The organism is Shewanella sp. 1311, from assembly GCF_059338235.1.
In genome coordinates this window covers 1,535,564-1,556,014 of record NZ_CM181686.1, presented here as the reverse complement: position 1 = coordinate 1,556,014, position 20,451 = coordinate 1,535,564, and the positions used below count along the sequence as shown (strand labels likewise).

Genomic DNA, 20,451 nt, shown 5'->3' with positions numbered 1-20,451 from the left:
GTCTTAATCGAATTTATTGCCTAAAGTGAACTCGCCGTTTAAATAGAGTCCGCTGCCTAGGCCGAGTCGCTTCGGCAGCATTTTGAGGTCATGTTTTACCAGAACAATCGTTAGTGATAGCCTGCATCTTTAGTGACTTTGCCGCGGAACACGTAGTAGCTCCAAAAGGTGTAAACCAAAATCAGCGGGATGATCATCAGCGCGCCGACGAGCATAAAGCTCAAGCTGCTATCGGGTGCTGCCGCCTGCCAAAGGCTGATATTGGGGGGAATAATGTGTGGCCAAATACTGATCCCTAGTCCACTAAAACCTAAAAAAACTAGGCATAAGGTGAGTAGAAATGGCTGATAGTTATCATCGCGGCGCAAGGATTTCATCAAGGCCCAGCCACAGGCTAATACCAGTATGGGCACTGGGGCGAAATAGAATAAATTCGGCAAACTAAACCAGCGCAGGGCAATATTAGGTTGCACAAAAGGCGTCCATAAACTGACTAAACCTATGGTCATAAGTAAGCATAAGGTCAGTGCTCTGCCGAGTTGTTGCATGGTCGTTTTAAGCTCGCCTTGGCATTTTTTTACCAGCCAAGTCGCGCCTAGCAAAGCATAGGCCAGCATAAGGCCAAATCCACAGAAGAGTGAGAAGGGCGTTAACCAATCGAAACTTCCTCCGCTAAATTGCTGCTCGCTGACCGAAATGCCTGAGATAAACGCCCCCAGTACTACGCCCTGTGAAAACGTGGCCGTGATAGATCCGAACATAAAAGCTTTATCCCAAAAGGGTTTAGCTTCTGCGCCCGACTTAAATCTAAACTCAAATGCCACGCCGCGAAAAATCAGTGCCAGCAGCATGATGAGCAGCGGTATGGTCAGTGCTTCGAGCACTATGGCATAGGCGAGGGGAAAGGCACCGAGCAGGCTGGCGCCGCCGAGCACTAACCAGGTTTCGTTACCATCCCAAACGGGGGCGACGGTATTAACCATAATGTCCCTGTCGTCCTCGTCGTGAATAAAGGGAAACAGTATGCCTATGCCGAGATCAAAGCCATCCATCACTATATACATTAAGGTGGCAAAAATGATGATCCCGAACCAAATCAAGGGTAGATCGAATTCCATGGTGAGCCCTTAAATATGTTTAAGATTGAATAAGTAAAACTAGATTTATTTACTTTAAAATTAATAACTTTTCGCCGCGATATCTGGCCCTTTGCGGATGAGTCGCATCATATAGCTATAACCCACGCCGAAGATGCCGCAGTAACTGACGATGAAAATCCCTAGGCTGATACTCAGGTGGGTAACGCTGTGGGAAGACACGGCATCCTGAGTGCGCATCAATCCTTGGATCACCCAAGGCTGGCGGCCAAGTTCAGTCGTGAACCAGCCTGCCAGTGTCGCGAGCAGTCCGGCTGGGCCGAGCAGCAACACAAAACGCAGAAAGTGTTTATTGCTGTAGAGTTTGTCTTTGTGTCTGAGATAAGCGCTCCACAGTCCGGCAAAAATCATCAATAGGCCTAAGCCGACCATGACCCTAAAACTCCAAAACACTAACAACACATTGGGTCTGTCCTCGGCGGGATACTCAGTCAAGGCTGGTACTTGCTTGCTTAAATCGTGCTTTAAAATCAGGCTCGCCAGCCCTGGGATTTCGAGGCTGAAGTGGTTTTTCTCTGCGTCCATGTCAGGAATGGCAAACAAGATCAGCGGTGTGGGTTTATCGCCCTCATTACGCCAATGGCCTTCCATCGCCGCTACTTTTACAGGTTGATATTCAAGGGTATTTAAACCATGGAAATCACCAATCACAGCTTGCAGCGGCGCGACAATTAACGCCATCCACATCGCCATAGACAACATCTTACGGATTGCTGGCGTGTCGTTACCTTTGAGTAAATGCCACGCCGCCGATGCGCCCACAAAGAAAGCCGACGAAATAAACGCCGCCACTGTCATATGGGCTAAACGATAGGGAAATGAAGGGTTAAACACTATCTGAAACCAATCCACTGGAATGACGCGATTGTTTACAATTTCAAAACCTTGGGGCGTCTGCATCCAACTGTTTGAAGCTAAGATCCAGAAGGTCGAGATAATCGTGCCTGTGGCGACCATGCAAGTGGCGAAGAAATGTAGGTTTTTGCCGACCTTCTGCTGACCAAATAGCATGACCCCCAGAAAACCCGCTTCGAGGAAGAAGGCGGTAAGCACTTCATAGGTGAGTAGCGGCCCAGTTACGCTGCCCGCGAAGGCAGAAAATGCGCTCCAATGGGTACCAAATTGGTAGGCCATAACAATGCCAGAGACCACGCCCATGCCGAAGTTAATAGCAAAAATCTTCGACCAAAATTGATAGAGTTGTTGGTACACCTGATTCGCCGTTTTCAACCATAAGCCTTCTAATACCGCTAAATAAGTGGCGAGGCCGATAGTGATGGCGGGGAAAATAATGTGAAAAGAGATAGTAAAAGCGAATTGGATCCTAGCAAGTACAGTGGCATCAAAATCAAACATAATTTCCTCGAGAGATAATAGTCTCGTTACAAAGGCATTCATTAATGCAGTGTCCACTGAACCTAATATTGGCCCAGCGGTGAAAGCTTGTGTGCCATTAGAGCATGGGATAAGCTGGCTATAACAGACACAGAATATATTGATTTGGCTATAACAGATGGCGAAATATGAACAGTTAGCGCAGGAATTAAAGACACGAATAGCCCAAGGCGTCTGGCAGGCGGGGGACAAGTTGCCGTCGCTGCGCCAAACGGTGGCTGATTCGGGTTTGAGTCTGATGACAGTGCTTAATGCCTATCAGCTATTGGAAAGCCAAGGCGTGATTACGGCGCAGGAAAAATCGGGTTATTTAGTGGCGCCGCAGCCAGAAACCTTTCGCTATCCCGACCGTCAGCGGCAGATTTATCTCTCTGATAAAGTGGATATTAACGAGTTCGTCTTCTCTGTTTTACAGGCGTCAAAACAGGCGGGCATAGTGCCCTTTGGCTCAGGTTTTCCCGATCCCAGTTTATTCCCGCAGCAAGCGTTGGCTCGCTCGTTAGTTAAGGTCACTCGGCACATGTCACCGTCTTTTGCTGCCGATAATTTACCGCCGGGGAATGCGGGGCTGCGTAAGGCGATTTCCCAACGTTATGCCAAATTGGGCATGAGCATTTCACCCGATGAAATCATTATTACCTCGGGGGCCATGGAGGCGCTGAACTTGAGTTTAGCGACCCTAACTCAAGCGGGGGATTGGGTAGTCATTGAATCCCCGACCTTTTATGGCGCGATGCAGGCGATTGAGCGGCTTAAACTTAAGGCCATTGCGGTCGTGACGGATCCACAACTGGGGATTGATCTCGAGGCGCTAGCGGAAGTGTTAAAAACCTACCCAGTGAAAGCCTGCTGGTTGATGAGTCAACATCAAAATCCCCTAGGCTGTAGCTTGTCGGATACTAAAAAACAGGTGCTTTATCAGTTACTAAACGAGCATAAGGTCAGTCTGATTGAGGATGATGTTTATCAAGAGCTTTATGTCGGCTCCAGTGCGCCAAGGCCTGTAAAAGCCTTCGATACCGAAGGACGGGTGCTGCACTGTGGCTCATTTTCTAAGTCTTTGATTGCAGGTTATCGTGTCGGCTGGGTGGCGGCGGGACTGCATGCGCCGAAGCTACAGCGCTTGCAAGTTATGTCGACGCTATCGACCAGCGCGCCCATGCAGCTTGCTATCGCCGATTTTATTCAGTCGGCACAATATGAGCGCCATTTGAAGCAGTTACGTAAAAAGTTAGCCGATCGCAAATTGGCCATGTATCAGCTATTGCGCGCGCATCTGCCCGAGTCTGTGGGAGTTAACTTTGCACAAGGCGGCTATTTTCTCTGGTTAGCGCTGCCTGCACACATGGATGCCACACAAATTTATTCTGAGGCGATTGAGCGTGGGATCAGTATTGCTCCCGGAAATCTCTTTAGTAATCAGGTCGAGTTCCGCCATTTTATGCGCTTGAATGCCTCATACGAGTGCTCGCCAGAGATCGTCTCTGCTGTCGTAGCGCTGGCCGAACTTATCCGCAACTATTCGCACTAGCTCATTATGCTAGCTCGTTATATGAGCCTGTTATGTTAGCTTGTTAGGTTAGTCCGCGAGGTTAGCCCGCTTTGTTGTTTGAGGTATGGGGACAGAAGTTAAATGCTGAGGTAAAAAGTTTTAGACTTCCAGATGTCTATCTGTTAGCTTGTTGAGTATGCACAAATCTTGTGCAATCCTTTGGGTTGGATCAAGGACAGCACTCTGTTGAAGGAAGGTTAAATGAAGCTTGAATCACTGGCATTACACTACGGTTATGAGTCAGAAGCGACCACGAAAGCGGCCGCGGTACCTATCTATCAAACCACCTCTTATACCTTCGATGATACCCAGCATGGTGCTGATTTATTTGACTTGAAAGTCGCAGGTAACATTTATACGCGGATCATGAATCCCACGACTAGCGTGCTAGAGCAGCGTCTCGCAGCTATAGAAGGCGGCATAGGTGCACTGGCCGTGGCATCGGGTATGGCGGCGATTACCTATGCTATTCAAGCCTTGACTCAAGTTGGCGATAATATTGTCAGCACCAGTCAGCTTTATGGTGGCACTTACAATCTGTTTGCCCATACGCTGCCGCGCCAAGGCGTAGAAGTGCGTATGGCGGCCTTCGATGATTTTGAAGGCCTCGATGAGCTGATCGACGACAAAACTAAGGCCTTGTTCTGCGAATCGATTGGTAATCCGGCGGGCAATATTGTTGATTTACAACGTTTAGCTGAGATTGCCCATAAGCATGGCGTGCCTTTAATTGTCGATAATACGGTCGCAACCCCAGTGTTATGTCGCCCGTTTGAGCATGGCGCCGATATCGTTATCCACTCTTTAACCAAATACATTGGTGGCCATGGCACAACGATTGGCGGGGTGATTATCGATTCAGGCAAGTTTGATTGGGTCGCGAATAAGGAAAGATTTGCCTTACTCAACCAAGCCGATCCTTCTTACCATGGCGTGGTTTATACCGAAGCCTTTGGCCCTGCGGCGTTTATTGGTCGCTGCCGCGTGGTACCGCTACGTAATACTGGCGCCGCGCTTTCACCGCACAGCGCATTCTTACTGTTGCAAGGCCTTGAAACCTTAAGCCTTAGAATGGAGCGCCATTGCTCGAACGCGCTAGCATTAGCCGAATATTTGGTGTTGCATCCGGCGGTGAGTTGGGTGAACTACGGCGCGTTGCCAAGCAGCCCTTATCAGGATAATTGCCACAAGATCACTGGCGGAAAAGCCTCTGGGATCATTAGCTTTGGGATTAAAGCGGCCACGCCTGAAGAAGGTAAAATTGCCGGTGGACGTTTTATCGATGCGCTGCAGATGATCCTGCGTTTAGTGAACATCGGCGATGCGAAATCCTTAGCCTGTCACCCTGCGAGTACCACGCACAGACAGCTCGATGCCGATGAACTGGCAAGGGCGGGCGTGTCAGAAGATCTTATCCGTATCTCGGTTGGGATTGAGCATATCGACGACATCATTAACGATGTGGCGCAGGCGCTCGATAAGGCACTGGTTAGCAAGTAGTTCTTATTAAGTAGCCCATGTCGAATAGCTGATACCCCATCGATTTATTAAATCATTAACAGTAAAAAGCCGCCATCGATTCAATTCGATGGCGGTTTTTTTAGTGCTTTAAAAACGATGTTAATCTTGCTGCAATCGATTTCTCGCCTTCTGATAGAAGTAAGACACTGTCAGCAAAATAACCCCGATCAGCATAAAAGCAATGACCTTTTGCACTAGCTCGAAGGACGCCATATCCAGTAATAGCACCTTGAGCGTCGATAGGATAAATAGCCCTGCGGCGAGGCGGATCATATCGGCATTTTGTGGTTTTAAGCTGATAAACATCAACACACTGCCATGGATAACTAATAAAATCGCGCTGAGTGGGGCGGCAATCATGTTATCGAAACTATAACTCCACATGAAGTAACTCAAGGCAAGTAACAGATGCCAACCCCACTTAAGTCCTTGTAATGGCATGATACGTCTATGCAAGCGTATTGCTGCGCCGTGCTGCAAGATAAGCCTTGCTAGGAGTGCCAGCGATAAAAACTCGATTAACACAAACGAGGCATTATCACGATTAAGCCCGAGTGTTAGTTCAAAATGCAACATGATGGGCAACAGGGCTAAGCCTAACGTTAGGCCGTAGGCGAGATGGTAGCTTTCCTTTATTGCGGCTTGAATTTCGGCTACTGGGGTTAATTTCATGCTATGTGAGGCTTGGCCTTCAGCTCTTTTTCTTAAACTTTTTTGGATAAGCAATGCAAAATAACCACTTAAGGCTAATGCTGTCATCGCTATTCCTACTAGCTCTGAATGATTAAAACCATAAACGATTACGGCCAATACCAGTGCAAAGTAATAAGGGCTCAGTTGCCATTGTAGCTGCAGCAAGGGGCGCCATGTCTCGGGTAATTGGCGATAACTAAGCAGGGTGAAGCCCATAAACAGGGCGCCAACGGTCAGCGCCGCGAGTCCTTGCCAAGCGTGAATAAGACATAGCGAGGCTGTCATCATAACCGCTAGCCAAGTGAGGATTTTGGCCTCTATGTTCAAACTCTTATGCTTAACAAAATAGGCTAAACCTAGGCTCATAAAGGTGCTCAGCCAGAGGGCGATAGCGGTATATTCCCAATAGTTGCGGATAACTTTGGGCAGCAGAATAAGCGGCAGCAGCAAATAACAGCAGATTTGCATGCTATAAGCGGCTTTGGCAAATAGGGCATCTTTATAGTGGCGGCGATACCAATAATGGGTCAAGAGTAAGGTGGTAAATAACTCAATTCGTGCCAGTTTGGCCATAAGCGGCTGGGCGCTAAAGCTAAAACTGTCCGCGAGCGTTATGCCTTCAACGACCTTAAAGAGCAGCGGTAATAGCAAGATCCAAGCGGCAAATTCGCTGATAACGAGTTTGTCCTTTGCGCTTAAATACAGCAGTAATAGGCTGACCAGTGGCAAAATGGCGAGGTAGTAATCGCTGCTCAAAAGGTAAGCCGCGAGGATAATTGTCGCCACATAAAAACCGCTTAATAGTTCTTTTAGTATTCTACAAAGCTGATGTTCTAACGCAGAAAGTGGCGCATTTGTGAATGTTAATAGTCGAATGGCAAAGACTAAGGCGGCGCAACTTAAGGCCAGCGCTATCAGCGAAAAGCCAAAGGCCGATAAAGGTGAAATCGCTAAGGCATCTAATATGCTGGATTCTAACAGTGCCATGCTATCTAGCACGCTAAACGCATTTAGCCCTAATCCCATTAGCAGTAATAAATAGGCTTCGGCGCGCACTGAAACCAGCTCTTCCTTGGTGCCAATCCATAACAGTAATAAGGCTTCGAGCAGTAAGACTAAGCCGAGGAAATCATGGCTTAGTAAATACAGCGCCGCGAATCCGGCAAAACTTCCTGCAAAGACTAACAATAAGCCGCTGCGGGCTTTTTCTAAGCGGCTTTTTAGCTGCCAATAGAGGGCTGCACAAATCAGCGCGTTGACTGCAAAAATTTCCCCTGCTAACTCAGTAAATTGCGTTAATTCGAATAGCACAAAGGCGAGCAATGCTATCGGAAGGGCGAGTATGCGATGGCTTAGCGTATTACTTGGTTGTTTATCTTGATGGGTAAATTGATGGGGAAATATTAGGCCGGTGATGCCGTAGAGATAAAAGGTCGCATTAATACTGATAAGCGCCAGCAGACTGCCGCCGCCAAAGTCGGTGAGTGGCAATGGCACAAAATAACTAAAGGCTTCGATGCAGCCAATGTGCAGCAGGGCGGTGATTTCCACTAATAGCGGCCACTTTAACTTACGACTCTGGGCAAGGGCGCCTGCACCAATAAGAAGTAAATAAGGAAGATACAGTAGCGGCGCATAGCTTTGGGATAACAGCATCATAGGCGCGGTCGAGCCGCCGACTAAGGCAATGACGGCAATGACTTTGGCATCTAAGCGCATTGAAAGGCCATAACCTGCCAAAGTGATCAATAACAGTAAGATAAAACTCGCGCTATTGGGGATGATTTCAAAATATGGCCCAATAAAGTAAGCGCAGAGAAAGTTTAGGATAAGGCCTAATCCGACTATCCCTGAGCCAAAGTCCGCCATGCCCGCGCGTTTTTGGCGAATAAAAATCCCGCCGGCTATGATAGCGTTCGCACTGGCAAACCCGAGTAGGGCTTTGCCCAGTTCAGAGAACCAATGGTTGATGGAATATTGCAGTAAATAACCCAAGCCTAAGGTCAGGGTGATGATCCCTGCAACTGTCATCAAGAAGACTGGCCCTAATCCCTTAGCTTGATAATGATGGTAGAAGGATTTGATTTGTTCGGTAATTGCGCCAAAGGGCGCCATGATGGCCGCTAATCCTTGGGATAGCAGATCATCAAATTGACTCGCCACTTGCACGCTTGCCTGTAATTTAACTTCATCACTCAGTTGTTGACCCTGTGCGTGGCGTTCGGTTTTAGCGACTTGTTCTGCCGAGGTATTTTTTGTGTTTCTTTGCCAAGGGTCTCCTTGCACAGCGTTTTGCTGCCATGGGTTGGGTTCTGCAGGAACTGGCGCTACGGGAGCGGACTCAAGGATTGGTGTGTGTATCGCATAGGTTAATGTGGGCGCGTTATCGGCGGCGGGAACCACTGCCGCAATCGATGCAGCACCCGCTGTCATACTATCTGCCGCCATACTAAGACTGGTATCAGAGGCATCTTCAGTCGCAATTTGCTGACTTAAGGTATCGAGCTTAGTTGAAAATTCTGCCAATTGACGGCTGAGCGAAGATTGCTGCGATAAATGCAGCGACTGTAATTGTGCCAGCTCAGCTTTTAGTTGGGCGACGTCATCCTTTAACGGCATATCTCAATCCTAGTTAAGTGCCTAATTGCTGTAGAAGCTTAGTGTTTAACCATTAGTGCTTAAGAATTCGTGCTTAAGAATCTAATTGCTAGAAAACAAACAGCTTAAAAACTAATAGCTTAAAAAAATTTAGCGCTTAAGAATTTAAGTACTTAAGCACCTTTGCAATAGGATTGTACTTGCGGCAGGGGATTTCGGCTAGCCATAGCGAGTGTCACAAAGTGCTGATAGTGGAGTAGATCAAAATGTTAGCGGGTGCAGTTTAACAAAGAGCCAGACATTGCTGGCCCTGATTAAAGTACTCATTAGTGGCAGGAATTAGCGGCAGAATTATTTCTTTTGCGCCTGCAGGATCACAAATTTACCGTTGGAGGCGACTGTGGTGCAGTTTTTAAATAAGCGCTGCAATTTCACATGGTAAGCTAGATGGCGGTTGCCGACGATATGTAAAATGCCGCCGTCTTTTAAGCGACGGCGAGCGTCTAAAAACATCTGCCACGCGATATGATCGGTAATGGCTTCACCTTGATGGAAGGGAGGATTACACAGCACCAGATCCGGTTGCACTTCTTCTGGCAGATGCGTCATGCAGTCGTCCCAATAGAAGTGGCCTTTATCTGCAGGTAATTGATTACGTGCCCAGTTTGCCTTGGCGGATGCGACCGCCATTTCGGAATCGTCGATAAAGTGGATATCAGCTTCAGGGAATAACTGAGCGGTTCGCAGTCCCAGCACGCCATTGCCACAGCCGAGATCGACAATCGACTTGAAATCCCCTTTCGGCAAATTTTCGAGCATGATGCGTGCGCCAATATCGAGTTTGTTGGCGGCAAACACATTACTTAAGTTGCTGATCTCAAGTTGATATTCAGGTACGGTCCAAGTCACTTCTTTGGCTAATGGTCTGGGTTTACCATCACTGACACAGGTAATTACTCGCGTGTTTTTCCACGCTAAACTAGCGCTTGCTGGGCCTAAATGCTTAGCAAAGACATCGAGCAAGTCGCCATTAATCGATTTGGCTTTGGCTGCCACTAATATGCGAGTGCCAGTGGGTAACACTTGCGATAAGCGTGTTAGCTGGTGGGCAAAGTAGCTTAAGTTCTTAGGCAACTTCATCAATACTAAGGCTAAGTTTTCTGGCAAGGTATCGCGGCTGGTAAACCATTGCAGGTTATCCAGCGGCAACTGATTGCGGCCATGGTTTTGCTCTGTGCCTAAAAAGCTGGTTCTGGCATCGGTTTCAACACACAGTGGCCAACTTGGATTCAGTTTTGATACACCACAGCTTAAGGCGCCGAAACTGTCGTTGATAATGGCGGTTGGCACGGCGGCTTGCTCTGACTCAATAAGGCTTTTGAGTAAGTGTTCATCGGCGGCATCCCAAGCTTGAAGATTAGATTCCTGCTGAGCTGGATACCGTAAAAGTTCGAGTTCAACACCCGCTACTGAAAATTGTGTTGTCATGTGCCACACTGCGCCAATAAATTAAGGCGCAGATTATCGCAGATTTCATGGCGCAGTGCGACGGCTCTGCATTAAGGATGCCTAGCCCTGATATATAGGCCTAATGTATCGTCCTAAATGCAGCCCTGCTGTGGACGAAGCGGTAATTAAACTGCCGGATAGGAGAGGGTGCTGAACAAGCAAGATGATGACTAAAGATAATGATCTGACTAACAACCAAGGTGGCGGCCAAAGGGTTGACTTGTTTTCTGAACTTGAGCTTGAGTTTGATGCAGCGTCGGATCCTGATTTGCAGTTAAGTTTGAGCATGGTCGAACAAGGTTCGAAAAAAGCTGGGCAACCCATACCGCCCATCACCTTAGTGCGGGGTTATCTTAATGCTGAGCAGCAAGCTGCGCTGATGAAAGAAGCGCAGACTTACCCCTTAAGTCGCCCCGAAATCCAAGTATTCGGTCAGTTTCACGCGATTCCCCGCCAGCAAGTGTGGTTTGGCGACTCGGGCTGCGACTATTTATATTCAGGACTGTTTATCCGCGCCTTACCTTGGCCTAAATATGCCCATAAGTTGAGGGAAAAGTTAACGCGGGATTATGGATTGACCAGCAATGGGGTATTAGTCAATCGCTACGCAGATGGTAAAGATTGCATGGGAGCCCACAGCGATGATGAACCAGAAATTGCCCATGGTAGCCATATTGCGTCTATTACCTTAGGCGCCACGCGGGATTTTGTGCTTAAGCATAAACACAGCCAAACCAAGTACAACATCAGTTTGCACAGCGGCGATCTGCTGATCATGCATTGGCCCATGCAAAACGACTGGTTACACAGCTTACCTAAACGCTTGAAAATAAAAGAGCCCCGCTGGAACTACACCTTTAGACAACTCATCGTTAATTTCCATGGCTAAATGCCCGTTGTTAAATGCCTACTGTTAACTGTTTGTGGCTGCGGACTGCCTGCCAAATAAGGTGAGATATAATGTGGTCGTAGATCAGCAAACTGAATAAGTGAATTTGATCTTTTCCACCTGAAGCAGTACTCTGCGGCCACTGGATTTCCCCATTCTGAGACTCGAATATGTCCAATACTCATGCCCAGGGCACAGTGGCTAACACTATCACGCAGAAGTTAACCGAAGGCTTCTCGCCGACGCACTTAGAAGTGATTAACGAAAGTAATCGTCACCATGTGCCCCCGAATTCAGAAACCCATTTCAAAGTTGTGCTCGTGAGCGATCAGTTTGATGGTTTACGCCTCTTGGCCCGTCATCGATTGGTTAACACTCACTTAGCCCATGAGCTAGCTAATGGCGTGCATGCCTTGTCAATTCACACTTTCACTCAAAGTGAATGGGATGCGAATGCACAAGTGCCTAATACGCCAAATTGTCGCGGTTAATTAAAAATTATTGCAGTTAATCAATAGACTAATTAATCCGCTCTACAAAGTTAATTAGTTTAGAACCCAAGGCCACTCCTCATCGAGTGGCTTTTTGTTTTAGGTCAAACTAAGGCCATTTTCTGGTTTCCTTGCCCGAGTTTCTGGTTTCCCTATAGGCGTTTCTGTGTTAACAATATGTTTTATTTTAAGGGTTTGGGTGATGCGATTGCGGAGCTCTGTCCTGAGAGCATGTTCACGTCTGTTAGAACCATGGGCTCGTTAGATGTCAGGGAGAGTATTAAAAATGCGTAAGTTTGGGAGTGTCCTCATCTTAATGCTGCTGATGGGGCTGAGCGGTTGTAACCCCGCAGCCAGTGACGCGCAAAGCGTAGCCGTTTCCCATGCCGCAACGGATGACCCCCAAGCTATTCCCGTTATTGAATGGCGCCTTGCGACCTCTTGGCCCAAAAACTTCCCCGGTTTAGGTATGGCTCCAGAACGCTTTGCCCATTTAGTGAATGACATGTCTAACGGTCGGTTAAAGATCCAGGTTTATGGCGCGGGTGAGTTAATGCCAGCGTTTGCCGTATTTGATGGTGTGAGTCAGGGTAAAATTCAAATGGCCCATGCCGCTTCTTATTATTGGAAAGGCAAGGCACCCGCGGCGCAGTTTTTTTCATCGATTCCCTTTGGTATGACGGCGCAGGAAATGAACGGCTGGCTTCACTACGGCGGTGGCATGGCGTTGTGGGATGAAGTGTATCGCCCCTTTGGCATCATTCCCCTCGCGGGTGGCAATACGGGCATGCAAATGGGCGGCTGGTTCAATAAACCGATTAATACGATTGCCGATTTTAAGGGATTGAAGATCCGTATGCCGGGCTTGGGTGGCGAAGTATTAAAGCGTGTCGGCGCTATTCCTGTGAATATGGCGGGGCGTGAACTCTATGGTGCACTGCAAACGGGCTCGATTGATGCGGCTGAGTGGGGCCATTGAACGACCTTGCCTTCGGTCTACATAAAGTGGCGAAGTACTACTATTATCCTGGTTGGCATGAGCCGGGTTCTAATATGGAATTCTTGATTAATAAAGCCGCCTTCGAGAGTTTACCTCAAGATTTACAAGCCATAGTTAAAGTCGCGGCGAGAGCCATTAATCAAGATATGCTCGATGAATACACGACCCGAAACGTTGCCGCCCTTGAAACCTTAGTGAATGATGAAGGGGTGGTGCTTAAGGCGTTTCCACCGAAAGTGTTGTTGGAACTTGAGAAAATCTCGAAAAAAGTGATTGAAGAGCAAGCTAATCAAGATCCCTTAATGCGCAAAGTGTACGCCGCCTATCACGCCTACGAGCAAGGTGTGCGCCAGTATCATAAAATATCTGAGGATGCTTACAGCCAACAGCGCCAACACTAAATGCGTGCTGTTTTTAGCACTCACTGTCACATTAACAGCTGATTTATATGAGATGATTTCATCTTAAATTATCTTGTTATCTGCTTAATTCATTTGGTGTTATGCTTGCAAGCCATAAATAGACAGTTACAGTGCGTTGATGTCGCCCTGAGAATTTGGAGATCCCTATGCCATTACTTGATAGCTTTACCGTCGATCATACTCGAATGAATGCCCCAGCAGTTCGTGTTGCTAAGCACATGAGCACGCCAAAGGGCGATGCGATTACGGTATTTGATCTACGTTTTTGCGCACCGAATAAAGATATTCTCAGTGAGCGTGGTATTCACACTCTGGAGCATTTATTCGCTGGCTTTATGCGTGACCATTTAAATGGTAGCAATGTTGAGATCATCGATATTTCGCCAATGGGATGCCGTACCGGCTTTTATATGAGTTTGATTGGTGAGCCGACTGAGCGCCAAGTGGCCGATGCGTGGTTAGCTGCGATGGAAGATGTGCTTAAAGTGGTTGAGCAGTCTGAAATCCCTGAGCTGAACGAATACCAATGTGGTACGTATGAGATGCATTCGTTAGAGCAGGCACAAGATATCGCCCGTAATATTATTGCGGCTGGCGTGAGTGTGAATCGCAATGATGATTTGAAATTAAGCGACGAAATTCTAGGTAATCTGTAACGGTTTGCACTCTTAGTTGTATAAGAGTGCCTAGCCAGTAAATTCAGTTTCCTGAAGTTAATGAGAGAAAGCGACGAGAGTCGCTTTTTTTTTCAAACAAATTCAGCTATTTTACAAGTTAATAACAAAAACACCGTACGCTAACAAAATTTTTGGGAGCTTGGTATGCCTAGTCGTTACTTCACAGTATCACTCTGTGCAATTTCTGTATCTCTTGCCTGTTCTAACACAACGTTCGCCGATGATTTCCACAGTCAAATGCTTGAACTGAACCAGCTCAATGACACATTCCACTCCACTGCTGACAGTTTAGCGTTAGGCCAGTTAACGGCTTTGACGGTTTTACCTGCGGATCTTAACGGAAATCCAGCAAGCATTAGTATGCGCAGCGCGAGTCAAGGCGTGGCCGTATTGCAAGATAGAGTGTATTTCTCACCTGCGCCTTATTCTGCACCGCAATTACAACTATTACCCAATCTGCTGCAACAACAGAGTGTCACTGTCACGCCAATGGCGAATATGGCTGTCGGTGGGCAAGGGGCGTTTGGGGTGGTGAGTTATCAAACCTTACCTGTAGCCGAGCAAGCGGAAAACAGTAAAGTGACACTCGAAGGCAATACGGATGCTGACTACAGTGTCGATGTGAATTGGGGCGTGAAGCAAAAAGAATACGGCATGATACTCGCGGTTAACTACAGCGATGGTAGCGGCGCCGAGCACTTGCTCAATGGCCAAGATACTGACCGTCAAACCACTGATATCTTATTTAAAATCAACGCCGCGAGTTTACTCGGCGCCAGAAGTCCACAGGTGACTGAGTTTACCTACCAGTTCCTCGATGATGATAGCTATCGCTCCCAACTCGGCTTAACGCAGGCCGATTGGCAACAAGACCCGGCGAGTTTGTATTCGGCCACGGCTGGAGATAAGCATCAAGGGCGACACCATAAGTATCAACTGTCGCACCAAGTTGCGCTTAGTGGTGGGCATAAGGTCATCACGGACTTTTACTATCAATCCTATTCGCAGCAATTAAATCAACTCAATCAATTTGATGGGCAAATGCTCGATGCCCAGAGTTTCGCTGCGCTGGCCGCATTTGAACGGCAGCCGACAGTCGATGGCGTCGCGGTCACCTCGTTACAACAAGACAATGATTTCAGCTCCTTTGGGGTACAAACTGAGTCCGTGAATCAGTATGGTGCTCATCAAATTAGCTTGAGTGCCCGTTACCATACAGATAAAGCCGAGATGCATCTTGGCGATCAGCAGAGTCTATGGCAGCAGGACTTGAGTGTAGTGAGTGATGTACCCAATGCGCTGTTGGCTTATACCGATGATGCGACGGCATTCACTTCGGCCATCGACTCCTTGTTTAATTGGGATGGATTGCAGCTCAAACTCGCGCTCGCCTATGAAAAAGTGGATGTTAATCGCAAGGTCAATTTAGCTTACGCCGGACTCGAAGCGGCAGATTTTTCCGACAGCGATTGGATGCCACAACTTGGCGTTTTATATCATGCTGGAGATTGGCGCTTTAGTACGGATATTCGACGTTCATGGACCGCCGCGAGTGCGGGGAATCTTGAGCAAGAGGCGCAAGTGTCGCTGCAATATCAAGTCAGCGCCCAATATGCCAGCGAGCATTTTAGTGCTGACATCAAAACCTACGTCCAAGATTTTGATAATCTGCATGTCAATTGCGATGCGTATACCCAATGTGCCGACAGTCGTTTGTGGGGTCAAGGCAATGTCGTGGATGTGCTGACCAAAGGGGTTGAGCTGAATCTTGGCTATCAATGGGAACTGGGCAGTGTGCAGTTACCTTTAGCGTTAAATTATCAGTATTCAAATGCCGAGTATCAAACCAATAGCTGCAACGAAATCCAAGGCTGTGTTGTGGCTGGCGATAGGGTGGCTTGGTTACCCGAGCAGCAACTGCAGTTGAGTGCTGGGATGAAATACGCAGAATATGAACTGCATGCGAATGTCTTTTATCAATCGGAGCGCGAAATGGGCCAATTTGGCGCCCAATTACAGCCTGTCGCCGCACAATGGCGGGTAGATTTAGCGGCGAATTATCATTTTAACCGTCACCATGAGATTTATTTTCGGATAGAAAACCTCTTAGATGAGACATTAGTCACAACAGCATCAAATAGCGGAATTCGATCGGAAAATGGACGTATTAGCTATTTAGGTTATCAATGGCGCTTTTAAGTTGAATTTTATTTCGTTTGAATTTAAATCAATTGAAACAAATAAGATCGATTTAAGCCGTGTTTAGTAGATGTTTCGACTTTTTGCTAAATTAAATCTTTAATTATTAATGCTATAGTACCCAGTGGCCGTAATATTCTCTCTTTCTGATCAGTCACTAGGTCGGAAGGTGAACGCCGTAGCGCATGATTCTTTTCAATTCGTATTTTAGGTTTGAAATCACCTATAATTTTCGTGGCGATGCCAAGTCAATTGGGGTAAAATGCGCGCGACCAGCGTGATTGCGATCGCATTTCTGTGATAAATCTGCGCTAGCTCAATGCAGTAGGTTTTGTTTAAAACCTAAGTATTTAGCAGGAACGCGGCGCATTGTCTTTCCTTCAAACGTAGTGCTTGTGGATATGATTACAATTAAGAAAGGATTGGAACTGCCTATAGCAGGCGGACCAGAGCAAGTTATCCATAATGGCCCAGCCATTAAACATGTAGCTACTTTGGGTGAAGAGTATATTGGCTTACGTCCAACGATGAAAATCAAAGTGGGCGATAAAGTACAAAAAGGCCAGGTTCTTTTTGAAGATAAGAAGAATTTAGGCGTTAAATATACGGCTTTAGCCAGTGGTACTATATTAGACATTAACCGGGGCGCCCAGCGTGTTCTGCAGTCTGTTGTCATTGAAGTGGAAGGAAACGAAAGCGTTGCCTTTGCTAAATATGATGCCACTGCACTCGATACGCTCGACTCGCAGTTAGTCCGTGACAATCTGATCGAATCAGGTTTATGGACTGCTTTGCGTACTCGTCCTTTTAGCAAAGTTCCTGCTGTAGACTCTTCTGCTGCTGGTATTTTTGTAACCGCAATAGATACTCAACCTCTTGCCGCTGATCCCGTTGTGGTGATCCGTGAGCATAAAGAAGATTTTGCTAATGGTCTTAAGGTCTTAGCAAGACTTACTGACGGTAAAGTTTACCTTTGTAAAGCGCCTGGCGCTGATATTCCTGCCGCAAACGCCCAAGTTGAAGAATTTGCCGGTGTGCACCCTGCAGGATTAGTCGGTACTCATATTCACTTCTTATTGTCTGCCTCTGCAAAACGTACCGTTTGGCATATTGGTTACCAAGATGTAATAGCAATTGGTCAGCTATTTACGACGGGTGAACTCAATACCGAACGTGTTATTGCGATCGCAGGCCCTAAAGCGGCTAAGCCAAGACTCGTACGCACTGTTGTGGGCGCGAGCATGACTGAATTAACCGCAGGTGAAGCCTTAGATGGCAATGTTCGTCTGATTTCAGGATCTGTTCTGAATGGTCGTACAGCCGTTGGCCCACAAGGGTATTTAGGTCGTTACCATGTTCAAGTAAGTCTGTTAGAAGAAGGTACAGAGAAAGAGTTTTTAGGCTGGGTATTACCAGGCTCAGACAAATATTCTATCACTCGTGCATTCTTAGGACATCTTGCTCCTTCTCGTCTGTTCAGTATGACGACCAGTACAGGTGGTTCAGACCGCGCTATGGTGCCAATTGGTAACTATGAGCGTGTAATGCCATTGGACATTCTTCCTACTATGTTGTTGCGTGACTTGATTTCAGGTGACTTTGACGGTGCTGCTACGTTAGGCGCGTTAGAGTTAGATGAAGAAGATCTCGCACTGTGTACGTTCGTATGTCCAGGCAAGTATGACTACGGTTCATATCTGCGTGACTGTTTAGATACGATCGAGAGGGAAGGCTAATGAGCTTGAAAGATTTTTTCGAACGTATTGAACCCGACTTTGAAAAAGGCGGTAAATACGAAAAGTTTTATGCCCTATTCGAAGCGGCATACACAATTTTTTATACCCCAGGTAAAGTGAACAAGGGCAAAACCCACGTTCGCGATAACCTCGACCTAAAACGTATGATGATTACGGTTTGGGCTTGTGCTTTCCCAGCGATGTTCGTGGGTATGTACAACGTAGGTTTACAAGCTCAATTAGCTTTAGTGGCTGGTTTTGCTACCCCTGACGTATGGCAAGTGAGCTTGTTCAGCATGTTCGGTACCGAACTGACGGCAAACTCTGGCTGGCCTGCGCTAATGTGGTATGGCGCCTGTTTCTTCCTACCTATCTACGCGGTGACCTTCGCCGTCGGTGGTATCTGGGAAGTGCTGTTTGCCTCTATCCGTGGCCATGAAGTCAACGAAGGTTTCTTCGTTACCTCTATCCTGTTCGCTTTAACGCTGCCAGCAACTATCCCATTATGGATGGTGGCGCTGGGTATCACCTTCGGTGTGGTCGTGGCGAAAGAAGTGTTCGGTGGTACAGGGCGTAACTTCTTAAACCCAGCACTAGCGGGTCGTGCCTTCCTGTTCTTCGCTTATCCGTTGAACATGTCGGGTGATACCTCATGGGTTGTGGCTGACGGCTACTCAGGTGCGACTGCACTGAGCCAAGCTGCTGCGGGCACATTAGATTACGCAATTAACCAAAACTGGTGGGATTCGTTCTTCGGTTTCATTCCAGGTTCTGTTGGTGAAGTGTCTACATTAGCGATTCTGTTAGGTGGTTTGGTCATCATCTACACGCGTATCGCTTCATGGCGCATCGTTGGCGGTGTAATGGTAGGTATGATTGCCATTTCTACTCTGCTGAACGTTGTCGGTAGCGACACTAACCCAATGTTTGCAATGCCTTGGTACTGGCACTTAGTGTTAGGTGGTTTTGCGTTTGGCATGATGTTTATGGCGACAGACCCTGTGTCAGCGTCATTCACTAACCAAGCTAAATGGGCATACGGTATCTTGATCGGTGCAATGGCTGTGTTTATCCGCGTGATTAACCCTGCATTCCCTGAAGGCATGATGTTGGCAATTTTGTTTGCTAACTTGTTCGCGCCATTGTTCGACCACTTCGTGGTTCAGGCAAATATCAAGCGGAGGATTGCCCGTGGCTAGTAATAAAGATTCGTTCGGCAGAACCTTATTTATCGTCGTTGGCCTATGTCTAATTTGTGCGATATTTGTGTCTACTGCAGCAGTGTTACTGAGACCGACTCAAGCAGAAAATAAACTGCTCGATAAGCAAAAGTACATTCTGGAAGCCGCTGGTCTTATCGATACTAAAGCTGGCAAGGTCACCAAAGCGCAAATTCTGGATACATACGGCAAACACATCGAAGCTAAACTGGTCGATTTGAAAACGGGTGCTTGGGTTGATGGTGTTGATGCTGACACTTATGATCAACGTAAAGCGTCTCGTGATGTGAAAACCTCATTTGTACCTGAGAACGACATTGCTTCTGTGAAACGCGTAGCGGATAACGCTGTGGTTTATCTCGTTCGTGATGAACAAGGTAAATTGACCAGTGTGATTCTGCCAATCCATGGTTATGGCCTTTGGTCTACTATGTATGCCTTCCTTGCTATGGATGCTGACCTAAACACAGTGCAAAGCTTAGTCTACTACGAGCAAGGCGAAACGCCGGGCTTAGGTGGCGAAGTGCAAAATGCTCAGTGGAAAGCGAAATGGCATGGCAAAAAGTTATTTGATGAGCAAGGTAAACTCGCTATCAGCGTAACGAAAAACCCAGCTGTTGCTAGCACTGAATACGGTGTAGACGCATTATCTGGCGCAACCTTAACGAGTAACGGTGTGCAACATTCACTGACATTCTGGTTAGGGAAAGAAGGTTTTGCGAGTTTCATTGAAAAAGCACGCAATGGAGGTCTCAACTAATGTCTGACGCTAAAGAACTGAAACAGGTTCTGACCGGACCTATAGTCAACAACAACCCGATTGCTTTACAAGTACTTGGTGTATGTAGTGCATTAGCGGTAACGAGCAAGCTCGAAACTGCATTGGTAATGGCGTTGGCGTTAACTGCGGTAACAGCGTTTTCGAACCTGTTTATCTCAATGATCCGTAATCATATTCCAAGCAGTGTGCGTATTATCGTACAGATGACCATTATTGCCTCTTTGGTAATCGTGGTTGACCAATTGCTGCAGGCTTATGCTTATCAGATCTCTAAGCAGCTGTCGGTATTCGTGGGCTTAATCATTACGAACTGTATCGTAATGGGTCGCGCCGAAGCCTACGCGATGAAAACACCGCCAATGATGAGCTTTATGGATGGTATCGGTAACGGTTTAGGTTACGGTGCAATTCTGTTAGCTGTTGGCTTCGTACGTGAACTGTTTGGTAACGGTTCTCTGTTCGGTGTTGAAATCCTGCACAAGATCTCTGATGGCGGCTGGTACCAACCAAACGGTCTGCTACTACTGCCTCCGAGTGCGTTCTTCCTGATCGGTGTTTTGATTTGGATTATTCGTACCTATAAGCCAGAGCAAGTTGAAGCAAAAGGGTAA

Annotated in this window: 14 protein-coding genes and 1 pseudogene; 11 read left to right on the top strand and 4 right to left on the bottom strand. The window is 47.1% G+C overall.

Annotated features, from left to right (window positions below; all coding sequences use genetic code 11):
• Positions 1 to 110: 110 nt before the first annotated feature.
• On the bottom strand, positions 111 to 1,118 hold the full coding sequence (gene cydB / locus AC5YB3_RS07160; protein ID WP_107403925.1) for a cytochrome d ubiquinol oxidase subunit II: 1,008 nt from the start codon (positions 1,116 to 1,118) through the stop codon (positions 111 to 113).
• Between the two features lie 60 nt (positions 1,119 to 1,178).
• Entirely contained in the window at positions 1,179 to 2,513 is a 1,335-nt protein-coding gene (locus AC5YB3_RS07155) for a cytochrome ubiquinol oxidase subunit I (RefSeq protein WP_413489314.1), read from the bottom strand.
• A gap of 157 nt (positions 2,514 to 2,670) precedes the next feature.
• Here AC5YB3_RS07155 and AC5YB3_RS07150 point away from each other — a divergent pair, with 157 nt between their 5' ends.
• Positions 2,671 to 4,083: an aminotransferase-like domain-containing protein gene (locus AC5YB3_RS07150; protein WP_494526849.1), complete on the top strand. Its 1,413-nt coding sequence runs from the start codon at positions 2,671 to 2,673 to the stop codon at positions 4,081 to 4,083.
• Between the two features lie 222 nt (positions 4,084 to 4,305).
• Positions 4,306 to 5,604, top strand: coding sequence for an O-acetylhomoserine aminocarboxypropyltransferase/cysteine synthase family protein (locus AC5YB3_RS07145; RefSeq protein ID WP_012090043.1), 1,299 nt, complete (start codon positions 4,306 to 4,308; stop codon positions 5,602 to 5,604).
• A 120-nt stretch (positions 5,605 to 5,724) separates the two neighbouring features.
• Here AC5YB3_RS07145 and AC5YB3_RS07140 read toward each other — a convergent pair whose 3' ends face one another.
• Together AC5YB3_RS07140 and AC5YB3_RS07135 are read right to left on the bottom strand one after the other, a co-directional pair.
• Positions 5,725 to 8,937 (bottom strand): DUF2339 domain-containing protein, encoded by a 3,213-nt coding sequence (locus AC5YB3_RS07140; RefSeq protein WP_494526848.1) that lies wholly within the window; start codon positions 8,935 to 8,937, stop codon positions 5,725 to 5,727.
• Between the two features lie 330 nt (positions 8,938 to 9,267).
• Complete coding sequence (locus AC5YB3_RS07135; RefSeq protein WP_494526847.1) at positions 9,268 to 10,404, bottom strand: methyltransferase; 1,137 nt, start codon at positions 10,402 to 10,404, stop codon at positions 9,268 to 9,270.
• 184 nt (positions 10,405 to 10,588) lie between these two features.
• On the opposite strand from AC5YB3_RS07135, the gene AC5YB3_RS07130 reads away from it, so the two are divergent.
• The 9 genes and pseudogenes from AC5YB3_RS07130 to AC5YB3_RS07090 all read left to right on the top strand — a co-directional run bounded on the left by AC5YB3_RS07130 (position 10,589) and on the right by AC5YB3_RS07090 (position 20,451).
• Positions 10,589 to 11,314 carry an alpha-ketoglutarate-dependent dioxygenase AlkB family protein gene (locus AC5YB3_RS07130; protein ID WP_494526846.1) on the top strand — a complete coding sequence of 242 codons (726 nt, stop codon included), beginning with the start codon at positions 10,589 to 10,591 and terminating at the stop codon, positions 11,312 to 11,314.
• A gap of 170 nt (positions 11,315 to 11,484) precedes the next feature.
• Complete coding sequence (locus AC5YB3_RS07125) at positions 11,485 to 11,805, top strand: BolA family protein (protein WP_107948851.1); 321 nt, start codon at positions 11,485 to 11,487, stop codon at positions 11,803 to 11,805.
• A gap of 286 nt (positions 11,806 to 12,091) precedes the next feature.
• Positions 12,092 to 13,206 (top strand): annotated as a pseudogene (locus AC5YB3_RS07120) (TRAP transporter substrate-binding protein).
• A 167-nt stretch (positions 13,207 to 13,373) separates the two neighbouring features.
• Positions 13,374 to 13,883 carry an S-ribosylhomocysteine lyase gene (luxS, locus tag AC5YB3_RS07115; protein ID WP_006080460.1) on the top strand — a complete coding sequence of 170 codons (510 nt, stop codon included), beginning with the start codon at positions 13,374 to 13,376 and terminating at the stop codon, positions 13,881 to 13,883.
• Positions 13,884 to 14,048: 165 nt separating this feature from the next.
• Entirely contained in the window at positions 14,049 to 16,103 is a 2,055-nt protein-coding gene (locus tag AC5YB3_RS07110) for a TonB-dependent receptor domain-containing protein (RefSeq protein ID WP_413471941.1), read from the top strand.
• A 401-nt stretch (positions 16,104 to 16,504) separates the two neighbouring features.
• The gene (locus AC5YB3_RS07105; RefSeq protein WP_006080462.1) at positions 16,505 to 17,839 is read left to right on the top strand and encodes a Na(+)-translocating NADH-quinone reductase subunit A; all 1,335 of its coding nucleotides are present in this window, start codon (positions 16,505 to 16,507) and stop codon (positions 17,837 to 17,839) included.
• Positions 17,839 to 19,038, top strand: a complete 1,200-nt coding sequence (locus AC5YB3_RS07100; RefSeq protein ID WP_006080463.1) for an NADH:ubiquinone reductase (Na(+)-transporting) subunit B — start codon at positions 17,839 to 17,841, stop codon at positions 19,036 to 19,038. Before AC5YB3_RS07105 ends, AC5YB3_RS07100 begins: the two co-directional genes overlap by 1 nt.
• The gene (locus AC5YB3_RS07095) at positions 19,031 to 19,819 is read left to right on the top strand and encodes a Na(+)-translocating NADH-quinone reductase subunit C (protein WP_006080465.1); all 789 of its coding nucleotides are present in this window, start codon (positions 19,031 to 19,033) and stop codon (positions 19,817 to 19,819) included. The genes AC5YB3_RS07100 and AC5YB3_RS07095 overlap by 8 nt, the downstream gene beginning before the upstream one ends.
• Positions 19,819 to 20,451 carry an NADH:ubiquinone reductase (Na(+)-transporting) subunit D gene (locus AC5YB3_RS07090; protein ID WP_006080467.1) on the top strand — a complete coding sequence of 211 codons (633 nt, stop codon included), beginning with the start codon at positions 19,819 to 19,821 and terminating at the stop codon, positions 20,449 to 20,451. The genes AC5YB3_RS07095 and AC5YB3_RS07090 overlap by 1 nt, the downstream gene beginning before the upstream one ends.